This window comes from Bdellovibrio sp. HCB-110, from assembly GCF_047323225.1.
Lineage (GTDB): Bacteria > Bdellovibrionota > Bdellovibrionia > Bdellovibrionales > Bdellovibrionaceae > Bdellovibrio.
Map to the genome: position 1 here is coordinate 455434 of NZ_CP178750.1, position 19397 is coordinate 474830.

At 44.7% G+C, this 19397-nt stretch carries 19 protein-coding genes; 3 read left to right on the forward strand and 16 right to left on the reverse strand.

Features of this window, described 5'->3' with window-relative positions:
• The 13 genes from ACL934_RS02180 to ACL934_RS02240 form a co-directional block, all read right to left on the reverse strand.
• Window positions 1-3210, reverse strand: coding sequence for an error-prone DNA polymerase (locus tag ACL934_RS02180; protein ID WP_413612972.1), 3210 nt, complete (start codon window positions 3208-3210; stop codon window positions 1-3).
• Complete coding sequence (locus tag ACL934_RS02185; RefSeq protein ID WP_413612973.1) at window positions 3194-4438, reverse strand: hypothetical protein; 1245 nt, start codon at window positions 4436-4438, stop codon at window positions 3194-3196. The genes ACL934_RS02180 and ACL934_RS02185 overlap by 17 nt, the downstream gene beginning before the upstream one ends.
• 25 nt (window positions 4439-4463) lie before the next feature.
• The gene (locus ACL934_RS02190) at window positions 4464-5120 is read right to left on the reverse strand and encodes a recA protein (RefSeq protein ID WP_413612974.1); all 657 of its coding nucleotides are present in this window, start codon (window positions 5118-5120) and stop codon (window positions 4464-4466) included.
• A 150-nt stretch (window positions 5121-5270) separates the two neighbouring features.
• On the reverse strand, window positions 5271-5738 hold the full coding sequence (gene lysM, locus ACL934_RS02195) for a peptidoglycan-binding protein LysM (protein WP_413612975.1): 468 nt from the start codon (window positions 5736-5738) through the stop codon (window positions 5271-5273).
• A gap of 94 nt (window positions 5739-5832) precedes the next feature.
• Window positions 5833-6252 carry a hypothetical protein gene (locus ACL934_RS02200; protein WP_374077251.1) on the reverse strand — a complete coding sequence of 140 codons (420 nt, stop codon included), beginning with the start codon at window positions 6250-6252 and terminating at the stop codon, window positions 5833-5835.
• Between the two features lie 76 nt (window positions 6253-6328).
• Window positions 6329-7321 (reverse strand): hypothetical protein, encoded by a 993-nt coding sequence (locus tag ACL934_RS02205; protein ID WP_413612976.1) that lies wholly within the window; start codon window positions 7319-7321, stop codon window positions 6329-6331.
• A gap of 53 nt (window positions 7322-7374) precedes the next feature.
• Window positions 7375-8217 carry a hypothetical protein gene (locus ACL934_RS02210; RefSeq protein WP_413612977.1) on the reverse strand — a complete coding sequence of 281 codons (843 nt, stop codon included), beginning with the start codon at window positions 8215-8217 and terminating at the stop codon, window positions 7375-7377.
• Between the two features lie 4 nt (window positions 8218-8221).
• Window positions 8222-8671, reverse strand: a complete 450-nt coding sequence (locus ACL934_RS02215; protein ID WP_413612978.1) for a hypothetical protein — start codon at window positions 8669-8671, stop codon at window positions 8222-8224.
• Between the two features lie 148 nt (window positions 8672-8819).
• Entirely contained in the window at window positions 8820-9488 is a 669-nt protein-coding gene (locus ACL934_RS02220) for an SAM-dependent methyltransferase (protein ID WP_413612979.1), read from the reverse strand.
• Window positions 9485-10252, reverse strand: a complete 768-nt coding sequence (locus ACL934_RS02225) for a hypothetical protein (protein WP_413612980.1) — start codon at window positions 10250-10252, stop codon at window positions 9485-9487. The genes ACL934_RS02220 and ACL934_RS02225 overlap by 4 nt, the downstream gene beginning before the upstream one ends.
• 11 nt (window positions 10253-10263) lie before the next feature.
• Window positions 10264-13077: a pyruvate dehydrogenase gene (locus tag ACL934_RS02230; protein WP_374077263.1), complete on the reverse strand. Its 2814-nt coding sequence runs from the start codon at window positions 13075-13077 to the stop codon at window positions 10264-10266.
• A gap of 167 nt (window positions 13078-13244) precedes the next feature.
• Window positions 13245-13904 (reverse strand): hypothetical protein, encoded by a 660-nt coding sequence (locus tag ACL934_RS02235; RefSeq protein WP_374077265.1) that lies wholly within the window; start codon window positions 13902-13904, stop codon window positions 13245-13247.
• 73 nt (window positions 13905-13977) lie between these two features.
• Window positions 13978-14643, reverse strand: coding sequence for a hypothetical protein (locus ACL934_RS02240; RefSeq protein ID WP_374077267.1), 666 nt, complete (start codon window positions 14641-14643; stop codon window positions 13978-13980).
• Window positions 14644-14762: 119 nt separating this feature from the next.
• On the opposite strand from ACL934_RS02240, the gene ACL934_RS02245 reads away from it, so the two are divergent.
• The 3 genes from ACL934_RS02245 (at window position 14763) to ACL934_RS02255 (ending at window position 16786) form a co-directional block, all read left to right on the forward strand.
• Window positions 14763-15569 carry a TIGR02147 family protein gene (locus ACL934_RS02245; RefSeq protein ID WP_374077269.1) on the forward strand — a complete coding sequence of 269 codons (807 nt, stop codon included), beginning with the start codon at window positions 14763-14765 and terminating at the stop codon, window positions 15567-15569.
• Between the two features lie 173 nt (window positions 15570-15742).
• Window positions 15743-16231, forward strand: a complete 489-nt coding sequence (locus ACL934_RS02250) for a hypothetical protein (RefSeq protein WP_374077271.1) — start codon at window positions 15743-15745, stop codon at window positions 16229-16231.
• Between the two features lie 12 nt (window positions 16232-16243).
• Complete coding sequence (locus ACL934_RS02255) at window positions 16244-16786, forward strand: hypothetical protein (RefSeq protein ID WP_374077273.1); 543 nt, start codon at window positions 16244-16246, stop codon at window positions 16784-16786.
• Here the strand turns inward: ACL934_RS02255 and ACL934_RS02260 are convergent.
• From ACL934_RS02260 to ACL934_RS02270, 3 genes are read right to left on the reverse strand one after another with little or no spacing between them, the layout of a single operon-like run.
• Window positions 16783-17580 (reverse strand): hypothetical protein, encoded by a 798-nt coding sequence (locus ACL934_RS02260; protein ID WP_374077275.1) that lies wholly within the window; start codon window positions 17578-17580, stop codon window positions 16783-16785. The two genes, ACL934_RS02255 and ACL934_RS02260, sit on opposite strands and share 4 nt — an antisense overlap.
• On the reverse strand, window positions 17577-17954 hold the full coding sequence (locus ACL934_RS02265) for a hypothetical protein (protein ID WP_374077277.1): 378 nt from the start codon (window positions 17952-17954) through the stop codon (window positions 17577-17579). The genes ACL934_RS02260 and ACL934_RS02265 overlap by 4 nt, the downstream gene beginning before the upstream one ends.
• Before the next feature lie 18 nt (window positions 17955-17972).
• The gene (locus ACL934_RS02270) at window positions 17973-19220 is read right to left on the reverse strand and encodes a hypothetical protein (protein WP_374077279.1); all 1248 of its coding nucleotides are present in this window, start codon (window positions 19218-19220) and stop codon (window positions 17973-17975) included.
• Between the last annotated feature and the right edge of the window lie 177 nt (window positions 19221-19397).

A 19397-nucleotide genomic window follows, 5' to 3' on the forward strand; every position in this document is an offset into this window, starting at 1 on the left:
CTAAATCAAAGGAAGAACGCGGGCGGCGCGAATGTTGATGAGGTCGCCCACTTTTTCCACCTGTCCTTGAATTTCCAATAAAGACTTCCCATAAATCGCCAGACGGTCTTTTTGATAGACGTCGGGATGGATCACGATATTCATAAAACCAAATTCATCTTCCAAAGTAATAAAGCACATGCCTTTGGCGGTTGGCGGTCTTTGCGTGACAGAAACCAGTCCCGCTAAGCGCACCTTGGTTTTGCTTTTCATGCGTGGAAGATCTCCGGAATTAAAATACGGAACGTATCTTTTGGAAATAAACTCCTGATTCTTCGATTTTAAGTAAGAGCGCAGGACGGACAGAGGATGTGAGTCCACAGAGTAACCTTTGCTGTCGTATTCCCGGCGCAGGCGATCCCAATTGGATTCAAAAGGCAGATGTTCGGCATCGCTGTCCTCTTCATCTTCAAAACTAAACTGTTCTTTAGGGTGTCCCCATAAAAAACTTTCTTGATCCAAACTAAGGCTTTCCAAATGCCAAATAAGTTCTCGCACATTGGTGTTAAAACATTCCAGAGCTCCCGAAGCCGCCACTTTGATCAAAGCACTGCGCGGAAGCTCCGTGCGATGAATGAAGTCGGCGATATCTTTAAAAGCTCCTTGTGTTTTGCGGGACTCTTCAATTCTACGCAGCAGAACCTCAGGCACTCCATATAAAGAACGTAAGCCGACCCGAAGGGCGTGCTGTTTTTCTCTTATTTCTTCCAGAGAGTAATCGTAATCAGAGTGTTGTATGCACAAAGGACGAACTTCCACGCCATGGCGTTGTGCTTCGGCCACCAAAGTGCGGGGAGCGTAAAATCCCATGGGCTGACTGTTTAAAAGAGCGCAGGCAAAAACATCCGGATGATGCTTTTTGATATAACAACTGGCATAGGTCAGCAGTGCAAAACTCGCAGCATGGCTTTCAGGAAAACCGTAATTCGCAAAACCTTCGATGGTTTTATAAATTTGTTCCCCGTATTCGTAAGTAATCCCGTGTTTTGCAAAACCATCCAAAATACGCTTTTTAATCCCATCCATGGTGGATTGTTTTCTCCACGCAGAAGACATAATCCGACGGAGTTCGTCGGCTTCACCTGGAGAAAAATCAGCCGCCGCGATCACCATCTTCATCACTTGTTCTTGGAAAATAGGGACCCCGTGAGTCTTTTTAAGAATAGGTTCTAAGAGTTTATGAGCATAAGTGACTTTTTCTAAACCTTGGCGACGGCGTAAATACGGATGAACCATGCCCCCTTGCAAAGGGCCGGGCCGAACCAAAGCCACTTCGACAACTAGATCATAAAAGTTCACAGGCTTCATGCGCGGTAAAGTCTGCATCTGTGCGCGGGATTCAATTTGAAAAACTCCCACCGTGTCTGCTTTGCCGATCATTTCATAAGTTGCGGGATCTTCTGAGGGAAGAGTGGCTAAATTAAAATGCAGACCTTTATGATTTTTCAAAAGATCAAAACATTTGCGTAAGCAAGTCAGCATTCCCAAGCTTAAAACGTCAATCTTCATCAGCTTAAGCAAAGCCACATCATCTTTATTCCACTGAATCACATAACGCCCATTCATCGTGGCTTTTTCAACGGGCACCATTTCTGTGATGGGATCTTGCGTGATTAAAAATCCTCCGGTGTGAATTCCCAAGTGACGAGGAAAGCCCCGCAGTTGGTGAGCTAAGTGTAAAAACATCTTCCACTGGTCTTGAGGCAGGCCAAACCGCTCCGCAGAGGCAGGTTCCAGTAAACGACTGAAACCATCGCGGCCCATGAATTTAATCATCTCGTTAATTTTGGCTAAAGGAATGCCAAAAACTTTAGCGGTTTCTCGAATTGCCATGCGAGAGCGATAACGAACCACCGTGCACACCATGGCGGCGTGGCGCTCGTTGTACTTTTCATAGATATGTTGAATGACTTCTTCGCGACGACTGTGCTCAAAGTCGATATCAATGTCTGGCGGCTCGCGACGTTCACGAGAAATAAATCGTTCAAAAAGCAAATCCACTTTCGTCGGATCTACGGACGTTAAGCCAATACAATAACAGACCACCGAGTTCGCCGCCGAGCCTCGCCCCTGATAGAGAATATTTTTGCTGGCGGCAAAATCGCAGATCTCTTTTAAAGTCAGAAAATAATCTTCGTACTGAAGCTCCTTAATAAGCTCCAACTCGTAATTAATCATATGCCTGATTTTTTCAGGCACGCCATCTGGATATCTTCCTCGGGCCCCTTGCCAAGCCAAATCCCGCAAATGCTCACTGGGCGTGAGTCCCGCGGGGAGGTTCGAGTTCGGATAACGATAGCGAATTTCATCCAAAGAGAAAGTCACACGTCCCGCGATCTCCACAGTTTTTTCCACAAGGTCTAAGCGGTCTTGCCACAAAAAAGAAAGATCTTCGATGCTCTTTAAGCAGCGCTCACCATTTTGAATCAGTTTATTCTTCGCTTCTTGCAAGGTCGTGTGATGCAAAATGCAAGTAATCACATCAAAGAGTTCTTTTCGCTCCGGCGCATGCATGAAAGGACGTTGCGTGACAAAAAGACGCGCTTGATATTTTTCTTCCAACTCAAATGCGTCTTTGCAAAACTCATGGGATTCCCAGGTAAGATCCCGCCACACAGGTAAATACAGACGATCATCAAAGATTTTTTCCAGACGCTCGTAGCGTTTATCCGTCCAGGGCGGCAAAGCCAAACACAAGAGCCCTTGATTGTATTTTTCGATTTGTTCCAAGCTGAGTTTTGAAAACCCTTTGGCCGCTTGTCTTTTCCCTAAAGTCAAAAGCTCGCACAGATGCGAATAACCTTGTTTGTTCATGGGAATCAAAGTGACCGCGGTTTCATCCGTCAAAGTCAGTTCAGACCCAATCAGATAATGAAAACCTTCTTTGGCTTTTAAAGAAGCCGCAAAGAGAGAAGGGGATTGAGTTGTTTGAAACCCCCGCGCGACACCGTAAAGACCGTTGAGATCACAAATACCTAAACCATCGTAACCATGCTTAATGGCCTCTTGAACCATTTCTTCAGGAGAGGAAGCTCCTTGCAGAAAAGAAAAATTACTTCGGCCCATCAACTCGACAAAACAAGCAGCCCTTTTAACGGGAAGAATCGCCTTAGAATTTTGCGGTAACGAAGGAAGTTTTACTTTATGATTTCCACTAATCAAAATAGCCATGCAAGTACACCTGTGAATTTATGCGATCTTTGAAAACCCACAGAAGCTGACCTTGATGAGAGAGCGCAAAATAATAATCTCGATTTTTAAGTTCTTGAACAGAAATCTGCCACCACGAGGACTCAATACGCTCGCTGGGCAAAGATGAAACAAAACGAAGTTTCTGAACCTCAAACGCATTCAAAGGTTGAGGTTTTTCCAATAACAAAGAAGGACGGGGACTGACAGAAAGTCCTTTGGCGTAAACGGATTTAATCTGCAAAGCCTCGTCTTGGCGTTCAACCAAGTCATGGGCTTTAAAGTCCTCTGGCCAATCCGTCACCAGACGAAAGCTTTGTTCGGGGAAGTGGCTTGCTTCCATTTGCAAAAAACCCATTTCACATTGCGATTGTTTGGCAAAGCTGATCAAACGACGCCAACGATCCTCGGTGTTATCGCGAGGTTCAAAGAAATCCAGCTGCTGAACTTTTTCAGGCACATCAAACAAAGAAATCTCAAACTCACGAATGGGATTTTCCAAAATCAGCTGTGATAATTTTTTCTCTAACAAATCCTCAAAGAGTTCCTGATCTCTGGTGGGACTCACAGGTTCAATGCTGAACGGATATCTTTTATCCGAATACTCGCAGTGAAGAATCACATCCAGTTTTTGGGCATAACGAGAAAGTCCTGCCAAACGCGCAAAGAGAATATCTAAATGGGGCTTTAAACGCGCCATCAAGAGAGGCACGGCTCCTATGGGATCGTCAAAGTAACCATAGCCCACAAGAGGGTCGCGAGGAACAAGAGGTGAAATGACCTGAGAGTCTTGAGAGTGCAAACGATTCCAAAGTAAAACACCGAAATCCCCCCATCTTTCGCGAAGCGAGTTGGAACGAAAATTAAGAACGTCTTCTAAACCATGCACACCTAAGGTGTGAAAAAACGAAATCATATGTTCGATAGGCTTCTTCTGGGGCCAAGGATGCAGACCTTCTAAATCTTTTAAGGCATCCAGTCCCAAACCACGAAAACCTTCTTGTTCTTTTCCGCGAGGAGCGACATAGGAAGGTCTCCAGCGTGCAAACATCTGTGCAGCAGCCGGAGTGTCAGCAATAGCCGCCGCTACATCCGAAGAAAACTTTCCAGCGATATCGAGAGCTTTATTTAAACTCCCAACCTCTCCACCGAAGAAGTGCGAAGTCGATTCGATCTCCACAAAAATAAAATGCGGAAAACGAAACTGCACCCGGGGACTTAAGCTCAAAAAAGCCTCAGCTGAGGAGCTTTCTTGCGGCGTTTTTAAATTGATGCATAAAGTTCGCATGGATCATACTCCCGGCAATATTAAAAGGTGTAGGGCGGTGAAGGGCTCTTTGAATGGTGATAAAGTCGCGCTGAAATAAAACCATCAAACTAAAAAGAGGATTCACAAACTTCGTGGGCTTTTGGTTGATAAACACCAAAGCCACTTTGTGCAGACGACACAGGCGTTTGAGTTTTTGCAGTTGATGGTTCTTTAGAAAGATTTCTTTCAGATTGCAGCCGATCACTTCAAACAGGGAGCTGGTGATCAATTCCTGCAAAAGCCAAAAGAGCTGTTCATTTTCTTTCGGCTCTTTCACAACTAATAACTTTTTTAAGTTCAATTTATGATGAGCCAAGTGCGCAGGAAATAATTGGGAGTCGCCGTTGATCCAAGCGGCCCACTTGTTTTGCGCATGCACGTTTTGCACAATACGCACCCACAGTGAAGTCGCTCCCGTTCCAGGAATTCCTTGAAAGAGGCTCAAGTCACCTTGAGGAATTCCTCTCCATAAAAGGAAATCATCCAGAACGGAAACGCCTGTGGAAAGACCTGCAGGAGGTTGTAAGTGCTCTGCAGAGACAAAAGGGATATTTGCTAATTCGGGAAGGGCGAGGGTGCTCATAAGCTCTCCATTTACATATAAATTACTATGTAAATTATATGTAAGTCAAAGAGCTCATGAGAAATATAGACCAAGGTTTTAGTTTCTTAAATGCCGAATAAAATCAATAATTAAGAGTTACTAAAAAGAAGTCCGTTTGTTTGTTTATGGCTACAAAGTCTTCTCGGCTCCCGGTCTTTGTGTAGGTCCTTGAGCGGGAATGCGCAGTTTCTGGCCCGGATAGATTTTGTCGGGATTTGAAAGCATCGGGCGGTTGGCGTCGAAGATCACATTGTACTTCTTCGCGTCCCCATAATAGCGCTGTGAAATTTTTGAAAGAGTGTCGCCACTCACCACCGTGTGATACTGCGATTCATCGGCAGGTTTTGTGACCGTGATATTGTCTTCCACGGATTCCACACCTTGAACATTTCCACAGCACAGAATGATTTTTTCTTTGGTCTCTTGATCGGCCACCTTGCCGCTGACTTTGACTTTATCGCCATCGACAGAGAACTCCAGCCCTTCCGTTGAAAGACCCTGCGCTTGAATATATTTTTTAATCGCCTCCACATTGGCTTTGGCTTCCGTGCCAAATAATTTTTCTCCGGCATTTTTCATAAAACTAAGAAGACCCATAACACATCCTTTCTTTGGTTGTAGTTCCAAAGAAAATTTAAGCAGATGCAGGATGCGTTAAGCTTATATTCTTAGCGAGCTTGGTAAAATACACTCACATAACTTCTTCAACATAAAGAGGGGTGAAGTAACGAATGTCATAGGCACCTGTTTTCTTAAAAACCTCGATGACTTCGTCTTTTTGCCGATCGTTAGGAGTGGGAATACACAAAAGCACATGACCGTTTTTGATCTCACGATCGGCTTCGCTTAAGAAACGCCATTCAGCAGAATCAGAAATTTTAATAAATTTGCGCATGTATTTTTCTAAGACATTGTGATGAGTCCCTTCAATATCCACAGCTTCAACGCCTTTTTCGCCTTCAAAGACGTTAAAGTCCTCTTCATCATAGCCACGCGATTCAAGCTCTGTGATGGCTTTTTCGGCATCGGCGGCATTCTGAAAGAAAGCGGCCGTGTAGTGGTTGGGATAAGGCAGAAACTCAGGATGAGGAAGCTGTTCCAAGCTAACCATAAACACCTCCGTTTAGATCATCTCACTTTAGAAGATCTAAAACAGAGTGTTTTTTAACTTCAGTCTAAGATCGAGCTTATTCGAACATTCCATCCATGGTGATGAATTTCTGATTGTTATGTGTCATGCGCAGTTGCTGATAGAAGCTGCGCTGGCATTGTCCTCGTAAAAGAGCGTCGGCTCCACCAATCATCGCGGTATAGACTTCGTCCACATTCAGAACATCCATCGAGGTGATCACGCCCGTTTTTGGAGCGGCTGCACGCACACGACTGAGAAAGTGATCTCGGGAAGCGCACGACATCAAACCAATAACGGCTGTCTTTTTGCTACCATTGTTCAAAGCCGAAATCATTTTTTTCAATCCCGGTCTTTGCACTTCATAGTAGCCGTCGTAATTTACTTTGTTGCGACCGGGAATAAAAATGGGCGGCGCAAAGTCCGGGCCTCCGCCATTGCGAGAGTGTCCGAAATAGAAAACGGCGTCAGCCTCTTGCAGAGCGCGAGCGAAATAATTTTCCATAAATTGCGTGCGCTGTTTTTGCTCTGTTCGATAGTCCACCAGATTGGCATTCAGGTACTCTGTCGCAGAAGAAAAGTGAATTTCAACTCGCGCATTATACTTGTTGCCGTGAATTTGCACTTCACGCAGGAAGCGATAAGAGTTTTTTGGATCTTGGCGGAATCCGCAGAAACGAGCTTTGCCATAACAGGGAGTCAGCAGCAGACGTTTCAATGCAGAATAAGCTCCCAGATCCATCGAGGGGCTTAGGCCATAGTTTGTGTGGCCTGCGTAAACATTGTTTCCCGTTGTCCAATCGAAGTAGCCAAGGGCGATACGGATATCGAGAACGCCGTCATCCAAAATTCCGCGATATCTATGGATACAGATATTTCTTTTGTCGTTGGCCAAAGATGAAAGCTGATCCGTCGGCATGGACTCCAAGCGGTCCAAGTACGAATCTCCCATGTGATTGAAGTTGGCTTCATAGAGGTAGCCGCGACCGGCCCACGAAGCAGATGAAATAAAAAAGACACTAAGGAACAATCCCATAACGAGTGACTTCATACGTCCTCCATGGGATTTGAGATTAGTGTCCGAATATAAATAGTCTAGCAGGCCTAAGATTTAGTGCACAAAAACACTTCGTGCACGCTGTCGCCTTTGTCGTCCTGATATTGGTCAAGAACGCCAAAGATGGCTTCACGAAGTTTTTCTTTGAATTCCGGAAGCTGATGGGATTGCAAAGAAAATGCTGTGTAGAAAATGTAGTTCTTAGAATCAGCAGCAATCTCATTGGCATCAGCGCGGATTTGCGAGCACAAAGTTCTGGTAAGATCGGCAAGACTTGAAGAATCAGACATCTTGAGGAAATCAATTTGATGTGAGCGCACATAGTAACGTCCATTTTGTGTTGTGATGGCACCTTCGTTCATCAAGAACTGAAGGGATTCAATCACATTCTCAGGACTCATGCTGGCGCGGGTTGCGATTTCGCTCAGACTTGCACCTTCTTCTTCTGTTCCCAGAGCCGCAAAAACGCGGAACAAAGTGGGTTTAGAAATAAGACGGCTAGGATCTTTGATCTGTGACATCGCTTCTGTTTGGCGAGCTACAGAGACTTTGATGGAACCCATCTGTTTTTCGATATCTTCCACTGACAGTCTTCTTGCCAAAAGCTCGGGCTGGTCTTTTCCAACTAACAAAGAAAAAAGATCCAAGTAAGGTTTGGGAAGTTTCAAAGCCGTTTTAAGTTGTCCCACGCTCTCTCTAGAAAGACCTTTTTTTCCAGCAAGATATTCTGAAAGAAAACTGCGTGAAGAAAAGCCGGCGCGACGAGAGAAATCGGCAAGATTGATCTTACCTTTTTTGCGGTAACGAACCTCCAACGCTCTTTTCAAAAAAGCGCGGGCGTCTTGCATTTCCAAAAGATCTGAGTATGAAGTGTCAAAAGGTAAGTTCATAGTATTAGCTACCTACAGAAATACGAGGTTGAGGCTTTGAAATACGATCATAAGTAATGCGACCTTGTTTGTAGCAGCTGAGCTCCTGAGTAAGGCCGCCCGGGCCGTCTTTAAGAACTGTCAGCGTGCCTTTGGAAAGGCGAGTGTTGTTGTAAGTAACAACAAGGCGAACTGTGCTGCGCGCATTTTCAAACACTAAAGTGTTCTTGCCTTCGACTTGCTGAACCGGAGTCTCAAGTACTAGACGAGAGCTTTGATCGTTGTCGTCGTGAAGAACGACAGCCATAAGGTAACCGTTCTTATTTTCAAAAGGGAGAAGTCCAACTTCGTACCACTGATCACCATTTTCTTGTTCACAGGAAATAGAAGTAAGTGCAGTGAATGCGGCGGGAGTTTCTGCGAATGCAGAGACGGAAATAAACAGACTCAAAAGACCCATAGCGAACGGCTTCATAAAACCTCCGAAAATTTAAGTCGGCGAGAGAACGAAGTGACTTATATGAGGGACATCGTCGTAGGTAAATGAAATTACTTCATTTTGGAGCTAATTATGATCTCTTAGAGAACGTTTTTGAAAATTCTATAGGTTTTATAGCGAACAATTACGATTGATAAATGGAGAAATGGTGAAAGTGGCGCGGGGCGTGGATTTCCGCCAGCCACGGATGCTCTTTATGGATTAAAAAACGGCTTAAGCGACCGCGAGCCACGACTTCAATGCTTCTCTTTTGCGCGATTTTTTGAAGATCGCCAAGTGTTTTTTTAACGGCATTTTCGCTGCCATAATCAAAAATGAAATACACATCGGCTTCCGGGAGAACAAAATCTTCCGCAGCAAGATCAGCGACATGAATTGCGATATTCGTATAAGAATAGGTTGCAAGAATTCGTTGAGCTTCCAAAACACGCGCAGGCTCCAACTCATAACCACGAAAGTGAACGCCCGGATAATGAGCGCCCAGAACAAATCCCATTCTTCCATAAGCGCATCCCAGATCAACGATGTGTTTTCCCGCAGATAGATTTAATAAATCCAGAATATTGCGAATTTCCACATAGGGAGTTTGAAATGCTTGGGGAGAAAGATGCTCCCAGTTTTGTTGAGCCACGTCGGTATCGGAAGCAGAGCGAGCTCGAACTTTCCCCTCACAATTTTGAATTTGCAGCCCCAACCACTCATCGACGAGGATCGCATGATCCTGAGCTTCTTTGTAAGTGTAAGAGTCTAAAGACAGAAGAGGAAAAGGGTCCTTCGCATCAAACTCAATCATAGGGGAGTGGCAACGTCTTTCAGGAATCTCTCAACAGCAGGGGCATATTCTTCTTTGAAATCTCGAAGACCCGTGAGGTGTCCTGCTTCCGGTAAAGACAGCTTTGTCCATTCCAGTTGGGCATGGGGTTCAAAAACTTCATCAATGTGACTTGGCGGAATCAAAAGATCTTTCCAGCCACGAATCGAAAGAATTTTAAAACCACGTGGGAAAGTGCTGAGATCTTTTTGCAGATCCTTATGAAGAAACGGACTCCAGCCCAAACTTAAAACCGGCGCTAGAGCGAGTCTTAAAGCGAAGGGCTGCATTTTATATTCATGTTTATACAAGTTGTAGGCTGAAGGAATAAAACGCGCCGTGGGCCCGCTATCGCAAATCAATGCCAGCGTGTCCGAACAGTGCCTGCGCGCCATCGCTTCAATCGCCGCGGCCGTGGGATTTGAAAACGAAAAGATGATTTTCTTTCCCGGAATCAGATTGAGCAGAGTTTCGATTTGATCAGCATAGATGTGTTTGGTTCCGAAAGAACCTTTAGCGCTGATAGGAAGAGTGAGTGACAGAAGATCTTTGTGGCTGCCTTTAAGATGAAAAGCGAAGGCATCAAAACCAAGCGAATTCACAAGCTTGATGTGGCGAAGGAGCTGTTTCTTGGTTCCTTCGTAAAAGTGAACGAAGAAAATCAATTCTTCGTACTTTTTGTTTCTTGCTAAAAAGAACTCCCCATCAAAGGGGAGCTCTTGTTTTGCGATCTCGCTGTAGTTCATTTAGTTCCAGTTTAATGCTTTTGCACCGGAGTTTTGGCAGGCCATAGATCAGTCCAGTGTCCTGCGCGTCCCTCTGCTTGATGAGCTTCACCGAGAGCGTTTTCAGACACAATCACTTTTTCTAGAGCTGTTTCAGCTAACACTTTACCGCAAGCTTCAACAACAGATTCTGCGTCGATGCCATGGTAAGCGTAGATTTCTGAAGGACGACCGCACTTAGAATGTTTACGAACGGCCAAAGGCTCTTGGCGAACACCGATGATAGAACCGATGTTATCAAGCAATCCAGCTTCACCGTCAGCAACACTCACCGCAGGGATGCGTTTGCCCGCAACAGTGATAAGATCGCCTGTAGTCACTTCGTCTGATTTTCTCAAATACAGATTCGAATTCACGCCAAGACCGTTTTTCAAATAGTCGTAGTCGTTTTCGTAAGCTTGGATACCTACCAAAAGATCTGAAGATGTCACAACGATCACGTTTCCGTAGATGCCGCGAGCAAGCAAGGCTTCAGAAGCTTTGATCGCTTCAGTCACCAGTGAACCCATGGCAAAGATATTCACAACGTTGTCACCTGGTTCGTAACCTGCGTAACCGCGGTAATCGATCAAGTAGTAAGCGCCTTTAAGAACTTCTTCACGGATCACAGACATGATCTGTGCTTCTTCCAATGTGCCCAACTCTTCTTCGTTGAAAGCGCCAGCCACTGGGAATTCAGCGCGAGCCAAAGAGCCTTCAAGACCCGTTTTGAAGCGAGCTTGTTTTTTCAAGTAGTGAAGCATGTCTTTTTGTTCCGCACCACGAGTCACAAGGCGAAGCAACGTGCCTGTACGGCCCGCATTGTCGTTCATCACGTGACGTTTGATTGTGTCGCAAAGGATCCAATCAAGTTCTTGGCAGAAGAACGGTTCCCAAGTGATTTGGTTCGGGATTTGGATGTCAGACTTCCAACCGTGTTGCGCACCTTCTGGAGACAAAGTCACACCAGATGGAGTTCCCACGCAGATGAAAGAAGATTTCCAGTAAAGGTTGTAGAAGTATTGGTCCAAGGCACGTTTGATAAAGAAGTCATAAACCGTCATCAAAGGAATGATTGGAATTCCCAAAACATCACGCATTTTTCCGAATGCGCCCACGCAAGACATCACGTTGCCTTCCGCGATTTCAAAACGCAAGAAGCGGTCTGAAACTTCTTCGCCAGGAACAAGGTCAGGAAGTTTGTGGTCTTTAACGCCCAATTCAGTTTCCAAGTCTTGAACAACTGGAGCACCGAAGATTTTACCATCCATCGCAGGATTCAAGTTCGTTGAAGTCCCCACGTCCGGCGCCATAGAGATGAACAATTCGCCAGGAAGTTTGAATGGTTTTTCTGTGTCTGTCAGAGCTTTTTGTTTTTCAGCCAATTTAGACTCATCCAGCGGAGTGTTTGAAATACGAGTCAATTTCGCTGTCAACTGACCGAGCATCCATTGTGTGTGTGGATAGCTAGTCATTTTCGTGTTGATGTCCAAAGACTGAGGGATTTCGCCGAACTCAGTAAGTTTTTTCAAGAAGTAATCTTGGTTTTTCGCTTTCAAAGCGTGTTGCGCTTTAATTTCAGAATACAACTTCTCTCCACGCGCTGCCAAGAATTTGCCTTCCACGGAACCTGCAGCAAAACGTTCATAAAGTTTTTCACCTTTGATGCCTTGTTTTGCTTTCAATTCGTTCACTTCTTCTTCTTGTGGCAAAGAAGAGTGGTTGCCCGGTTGAGCCGCTGCTTTCAAACCCCAACCTTTCAAAGTGTGAGCGATGATGATTGTTGGTTTGCGTTTTGATTGTTTCGATTTTTCCATCGCCGTTGCCAAAGCAAGCATATCGTGGCCACCGAAATCGCGGATTGCATCGAACAATTCTTCGTCCGTGATGCTCTCTAAGAACTTCTTCATGTTTGGATGTTCTTTTGCGATACCTTTTTTCAAAGCCTTCATGTCTTGAACAAGAAGAAGGGCTTGAAGTTCGTAATCTTCCAATTCTTTCTCTAGGAAATTTTTGAAAGTGTCGCCGTCTTTCTTTTTGAACAAAGCTTGGCGTTTAGAACCGTGACGAACTTGGATGACTTCCCAACCGTTGGCAGCCATTGTGCGCTCAACGCGGTCCGCGTCTGTTCCGTTCATGATTTCTTTGTTCGTGATACGGTGACCATCAAGGGATTGACGGTTGTAGTCCAAGATCCAAGTCAAAGAACCGAGCTCACGTTCTGCAAAGTCAGGAACCGCTTCGTACATAGAACCTTCACGGAATTCAGAGTCTCCGCAGACGGCCCAGAAGTGGGCATCTGGCACTTCATAACCGTGCTCACGGGCATAGCGGTAAGCCAAGGCCATGTAACCCGCTTCAACAGGTGGGATACCCACTGTCCCAGACGGGAAGAAGTTGTGGTGATCAGGATCGTAAGCCGAGTGGTAAGATTGAAATACGAATTCACTGCCGTCAGTGAATTTACGCAGACCGTTCATCGCTTGGTCGGCTTGCTCTTGAGTCAATTTTGACAAATCGTTCTTCAACAAAAGATCCAAAAGATAGTTGTAAGAGTGATCTGTTGGCGAAGCATGGGGCTTATTCGCGATATGATCGAAGCTTGATTTCACAAGCAAGTGCAAGGCACCCATGATGTGAAGTGAACTTGCTGAAGCAGCCGGATGGCCCCCGATTTTTGGGTCGCCTTTTTCTTTGTCAGTGCGATGATTGGCTTGCCAGATCATCTGAGTTGCCAAGTAGTGGGCACGTCTAGCGATGGAATCTAGAACCTCAGGTTTCGCATTTTTTAGAGTAGAGTTATCCAAGTGATTCTCCTTCGGATTTAGTACTTTTCTAGCGTCTGGCAAACTAGCACTGTACAGAGGAGGAGTCCATGGATTTAAGCCCCGCAGCAAGAGTTCTGGCTCTATTTTGGCCTTAGGGACTACATACTGCGCAGCCCCTAGGTAAATAAGTTAAAAATTAGGTCCCTTTAGAATGAATATCCTGCGTAAAAACGGAGGGCCTGGGGGGTGTTTCTCATGAAATAGAAATCTTCGTCTTCCTTGAGGCGTTCCTCTACCCACGAGTAGGGTGTTGAACTGATTCGTTCATTTTTAATATTGCGAGTGAGGGACGCCGAAAGACCCACCCAGTCACATCCCAAAGTAAAATTTTGCCACTGCCATTGATTTCCGATGGCGAAGCTTGCGACAATTCCGTCGCCCTCAAAACTGTAATTTTCATTTGCGTCGTAATAATAATCATATTTGGCTTGTCGGTAATCTAGTCCCGCTTTGGTATAAAAAGAATTTCCAAAAAAATGTTTGTGATGAAGACCGAAGACTTTTGTTCTTAGCGTAGCATGTGAATGCCTCCAACCCTTTCCAGTTCCGCCTTCTGAAATTTCAACTTGTATAATGTCGTTGCGATCTAAATGTTTTCCGAGAATTAGCGCCATCTCGCCTACACCAGAAGACCCGATGCCGAGGGGTTGAAAAAGTGTGGAGTATTTTTTATCCATACGATTGTGTTCACTGGAGTTGCGAAAAACAAGATTGGGAGTCGGCTCATCGACGACAGTCACCTCATCTTGCGCGAAAGTATATTGAGAGAACGAAAACAAAATCAAAAAAGCCGCAACTAATTTCATGAAACCAATCCTTGTTTATTAAAAATCAGTATACGGCTAAATTTTAAAAAAGATCTAGAGGATATTTTAAAGTTTAGAATGAATATCCCACATAAAATCGGAGAGCTTGTGCGTAGCCATTCTTTAAATAATGCTCTTCGTCCTCATCCAAGTTTGCTCTGTGATAGGAATCAGCATCAGCCGACAAAGTTTCAGAAGTGACCGTGTGGGCAAACGGAAGTGAAAGGCCAATCCAGTCACATCCCAATGTGAAATTGTCCCATTGCCACTGGTTTCCGATTACGAGGCTGGCTGCGAGAGAGTTTCCTTCAAAACCTGTTTTCACAGAAGAGTATCCGTAGTTGAAGACATAATCGACCGAGCGATAATCGACGCCGGTTTTTACGTAAAAAGAATTGCCTAAGAATTTTTTGAAATGCGCTCCTACAGAGTAGCTGTTGTAAGAGTATTCGCTGCTACTGAAAAATGTGCGAAAAGAATTACCTCCACCGCCGGCTTCCAATTGAATAATGGAATTGCGATCCAAGTGGTAACCCGCGATGATCGCCGACTGAGAAGTGCCGTTAGCTCCTGATCCGAAAAGCTGCCATTGCACGGTGATTTTTTTGTTCATGCGCATGTGTTCGCTAGAATCTTTTTCAACGATGGTTTTGCGACTTTCGATGACAACGGTTTCATCTGTGTTCGCCATGGCATTTAAACTGAACAATGTGATAAGTGAGAGCAGAATCGATTTCATTTGAGACCTCTTTCGTAGGGATGGTTTGTTGGAGCCATTTATACAGCGCAGCAGTCCAGCTTTTGAGATCTGTTTTGTAAAAAGTTGACAGAAAAGTTAACTAATTAGTTAATAGATTTATGTCAGTTTCGATATATCACTATTCAGACTACAAAGAGTTCTACAATGCGTGGGTCGAAAACCAACCTCGTCAGGGGTTCGGGGAGTACCGTCGTTTGGCGCAGGCTTTGGGAGTTTCTACGACAATGGTGAGCCAGGTCTTTAAAGGCGATAAACATTTGAGCCTCGAGCTGGCATCGGACCTCTGTGACTACTTAAATTTGGATGACGACGAAACGGATTTTTTTCTACTGCTCGTAGATTATGGAAGAGCAGGAAGTCACAAACTGCAAAAGCGTTTTCATCGTCAGATCAAAGCACGGCAAGAGAAATCCAAGAAATTAGAAAACCGCGTGAAGGTGAATGAGCTCAATGATGAAGCCCGCATGATTTTTTATTCAAGCTGGGTTTATCAAGGGATTCGCATGCTCGCCGACACAGGGAAGTTCAACGATGCCGAAGCTCTTTCGACTCGATTGAATCTGCCGCGCAATCACGTGCAGAAAGTTTTGGACTTTCTCATCACGCATAATTTGTTAATTGAAGAAAAAAGTAAGTTGAAGTTGGGCCCCTCCCGAACGTATTTGCCAACTTCATCTCCTTTGGTCGGTCGTCATTTGCAGAACTGGCATATTCAAGCCACGAGCAAAATGAATCTCACCCGCGATGACGACTTCTTCTATTCAGGTCCCATGGCTCTTTCCCAAGAAGTGGCAGATTGGGTGAGGCAGGAACTTCCCAACTTTGTTCAAGGAATCACGGCCAAAGTCATTCCCTCAAAATCGGAAGTCGTACGTTGTTTGAATATTGACTGGTTTGAATACTAAGGAGTGTCTCAGTCTGAGAATCCGCGTCTGTCGCGGCGTTCGCGCTAGGAACCAACCAGACTTAAGCAAGAAGAGTCCGCGAGAAGTCGTGGAGAATTGTCCATTTGCAATTTAGAATATCCCTCAGGAAGCCGATACTAAAAAGAGTAAATACTTAAAACAAAAGGATGACCATGACGTTCGGGTACCATCGTTTGCTTGCAAGTTTTCTATTGGGAATTTTCGCAGTGCCAGCCGCATTGGCTGCTGAAACTTGTGTCACTTCATCTGCTGATTTTGAAGCTAAAAAAAGTGAATTCCCTTCCATCGTCCAACAACTTCCGGCGATGTTAACGGCAGACAGTATGTTTGTAACCGCAGGCCTGAAAATTCGCTCCGTGGGGTCCAAGCTAAAATTAGAAGGCTATGTATGGAAACCCGGTGATATCTATACAGACGATGGTTATCTTAAAAAAGTTTGTTTTGACGGAAGCAATTTCAAAGTCACTTTGGAAAATGGCAAGACTTACAGCGCTCAAGTCAAAGGCAGTCGCTCTGTTTCCATTCAGGGTGTGACATTTAAAAAATCCAGCGACGCTGAGTTTGCGGGCATTGTTCAGAAGATTCGCAAGGCTCAAGGCGGCTCAACGAAAACAACTTCCAACGGCAACGGTGTTCAGTAAAGGGTGATGTTTGTGAAAAAGATGATTTCTCTCTTCGTGGTCGGCAGCTTGCTCATGTTATCGTCTTTCGCTTCGGCGGAAACTCCGCACAAGGAAAAGGTGCAGCCGCCTATCAAATCCAAAGAAAGCATCGAGTTTCTATCTAAAAATGATCAGACCATGCTCGACATTGGCAAGGTGGATGACTTCGCAGGTATTATTACTCGCAATGGGGAGCCCGCAAAAGACCTGCGCACTGTGGATCTTTATACTTTTAAAGGCATTGAAACTTTGTCGATGGATAAAGACCTTTGCGAAAAACTTTTGACTCGCATTTTTGGTCCATTAAAGGAAAGCTCTTTAAAATATCACGGAGCTGAACTCTTCACTTCGCACACAGGTAAAACTTGTGAAGCCCAATTTGACGACGCTGATAAAGAAGGAAAAATTCCTGAAAGAAGAGTGGTGATTGGTTTTGTAAATGCGAAACCTGTCGGCCTTGTTTTCCGCCTCTCCAAAAAATCAGACAAGGCGGTTAAACATAACATTCGCGAGTTCTGGGGAACTCTTCGTTAGTATTTTCTGAAGTTTTTATCCTTAAGCCAAGCTTCAAGCTCGGCTTTTGTTGTTTCACCTTTTTCATTCCAAAAGTGCACGCCCAATTCACGAACGTGATCGTAGTCTTCTTTGGAAAGTTCAATTCGTTTGCTCACACCCGGAATTGCTGGTCCGTCAGGTAACGCCAGGCCATATTTATTAGCACAGGCTTCACGAAGCTTGCGGTATTCAGAATTTTTAGCAGTATCCAACTTCAGAACAGCGATTTCTGAATAACATTGATCGAGCGCACTTTGATATTTCATCAAACGAATTCCCATGATGATCTCGTGCAGGATCAGTCTCGCACGATCCTCGTCGCCTGCAGGAAATTTTTCAAAAAAGTTTGAATTCATCCACACATGACTCAAAGTTTGCAGTGCCAATTGCTGCAAATCTTTATCGGCAATACCGATTCCCACGACTTGAGCAGGAAGTTTGTTCAACTCAACCGGAACCAAATACCAAGTGCGGTTCAAAGCAATGTGCACCATGTCTGAAGCAAAACGGGGATGCGTTTCACTCACTTTGCGAATGATCGGAAGTACTAAAGAATTAAAGGCCGGGATGTCTTGAATTCTGACGGCGAAAGATTCTAGAGGACGGCCGTTCACGCCGTTGCCTCCGCCGCCGTCGTCAACGCCACCTTGGTTTTGTTCACTGCTTTGAATAGGTTCGCGGATGATTTCACGAATGGTTTCTTTTTGCTGACCTTGACAGGCCACCATCGCAAGTGAAGAAAGAATAAGAAGTAAACTGAGCAGCGTCTTCATAGGTCACCTGGCTTAGTGCTGAAGCGCTCAAGGGTCGTCAAGTTGATGGATGTTTCTGTTAACTGTCCTTTGTCTCTTTTATAAAGGACAAGCTGATTTTCATTCAGATCAATGTATCCCGTGTCGCCGTGAAGAACCGTGCTCTTCGCGGATTTTTGAGAAGTGATTGTGACTTCGGGATGGGTTAACATATGCAAAGGTTTCAACTGGCTGCCTTGAGTTCTTTCGGCTTTGATTTGGATGCACTCGTTTTTAGTTTCCGAGCAGGTATTCAAAGTAAAACCACCCATGGACGATTCAATGCCTTTAGCAAGGACCGTTTGGGTCCCTGCTGTGAGGCTCATGAAGGTGAGGAGGAGAAGTTGAATCTTCATGGGTTTTGTTCCTAAGAATTAGTTGTTACCGCTATGTTTGAACAAGTCGTTAACATCGCCATCTGGGAACAAGCCACCGAAAGTTTTATCTCTCAAAGACGTTGCTGTTGAACCTTCTGCATTCCAAGTAGCTGGTGCAAGTCTGCGAAGATCACGAACGGGACGGTCGAAGAGAGTGATGATGTTCATGTTCTTTTCGATCTTGGCGTCGTTTTCACCCAAAGTAACTTTCATTGTGCCGGCAAGAACTTTATCCAAAGTGGCCAAAGTGTTTTGTGCATTCGCCGTATCCGTCACGCACATATCATTCACAACGAAACCTTTGCGACCGAGGGACTTACCATTTTTATCTTTCGGGCAGAGAGAGTCTTGATATTGCAGAGCCCATTTCAAACCCACACCGAAATCAGCACCCAACTTGCGCACGGCCGTCATGCTTTGGTTTTTCATCAAAAGGCCGACGTCTTGGATGGACTCCAATTTTTCAAAAGATTCTTTTGCAGTCAGCTTGCCGTCCTTATTGTCGATAAGGAATTGGTCGATGCTTCCTACGCTGTAGCTCGTATAAAGAGTGAGGTACAAGATTTCACCAGCGGCCGCTTGTTTCAGCGCAATCAAATCCGCCATGTTGATTTTTGCTTTAGCGATGTCCGAGTAATCGCACTCCACTTTGAAATTGTCTTCTCCTTGAGAAACAATTTGGCAAGAGTCTTTCAAGTTGTTGTTGATCTGATTCGAGAAAAGCATTGGATTTAAGTAAAGATCCAAATTCATATCTGGATTTTGAGTCACGAAATCACGGAAGCTTTGAACAGCGTCACGGTATTCCACCAAAAGTGTTTGCATATCGGCCAGAGTGCTAATTTGCGCTTTGCCACCATTGGACTTTAGAAGGAACTGTCTGAGAGGGTGATTTGGGATCTGTTTGAGGTTCTTTTGGAAAAGAGCTTTATCACCATATTTCTCTACATAAGGAGCGACTCGGTAAAGAACGCCTTCAAAGATCATAAATCTTTTAAGAAAAGCACGATAGAACTGAGCCTTTTTGTTTCCTGGATCTTTTTCAAGAGCCATTTCAAAAACGCGGTCCGCAAGGTGAAGAGTGTGAGGTTGCATCAGCTGCTCACCAGAATCGGCAAGATCTTGAGAGTTCATTTGTTGGTTGGCGGTGATGACTTGTTTGTCTTTTTTCTCTTCAGGAGAGCAAGCAGTAAGAGCCATCGTAAGACTAGTGCAAAGAAGAATTGTTTTAGCGAGTGTTTTCATCTTTATTTTCCTTTGTTTAAAAGTGTTCATTGCGATGACGCTAGTTATAAACACTTTCAAAACGCCTCTACAGATCTGTTTTGTAAATAGTTACCTAAAAAGTTAACTATTTAGTTAACATTTCTGAAGCCAACATTTCAGGAGTAGGAATACAAGGAAAAGGCCAATAATATTGAG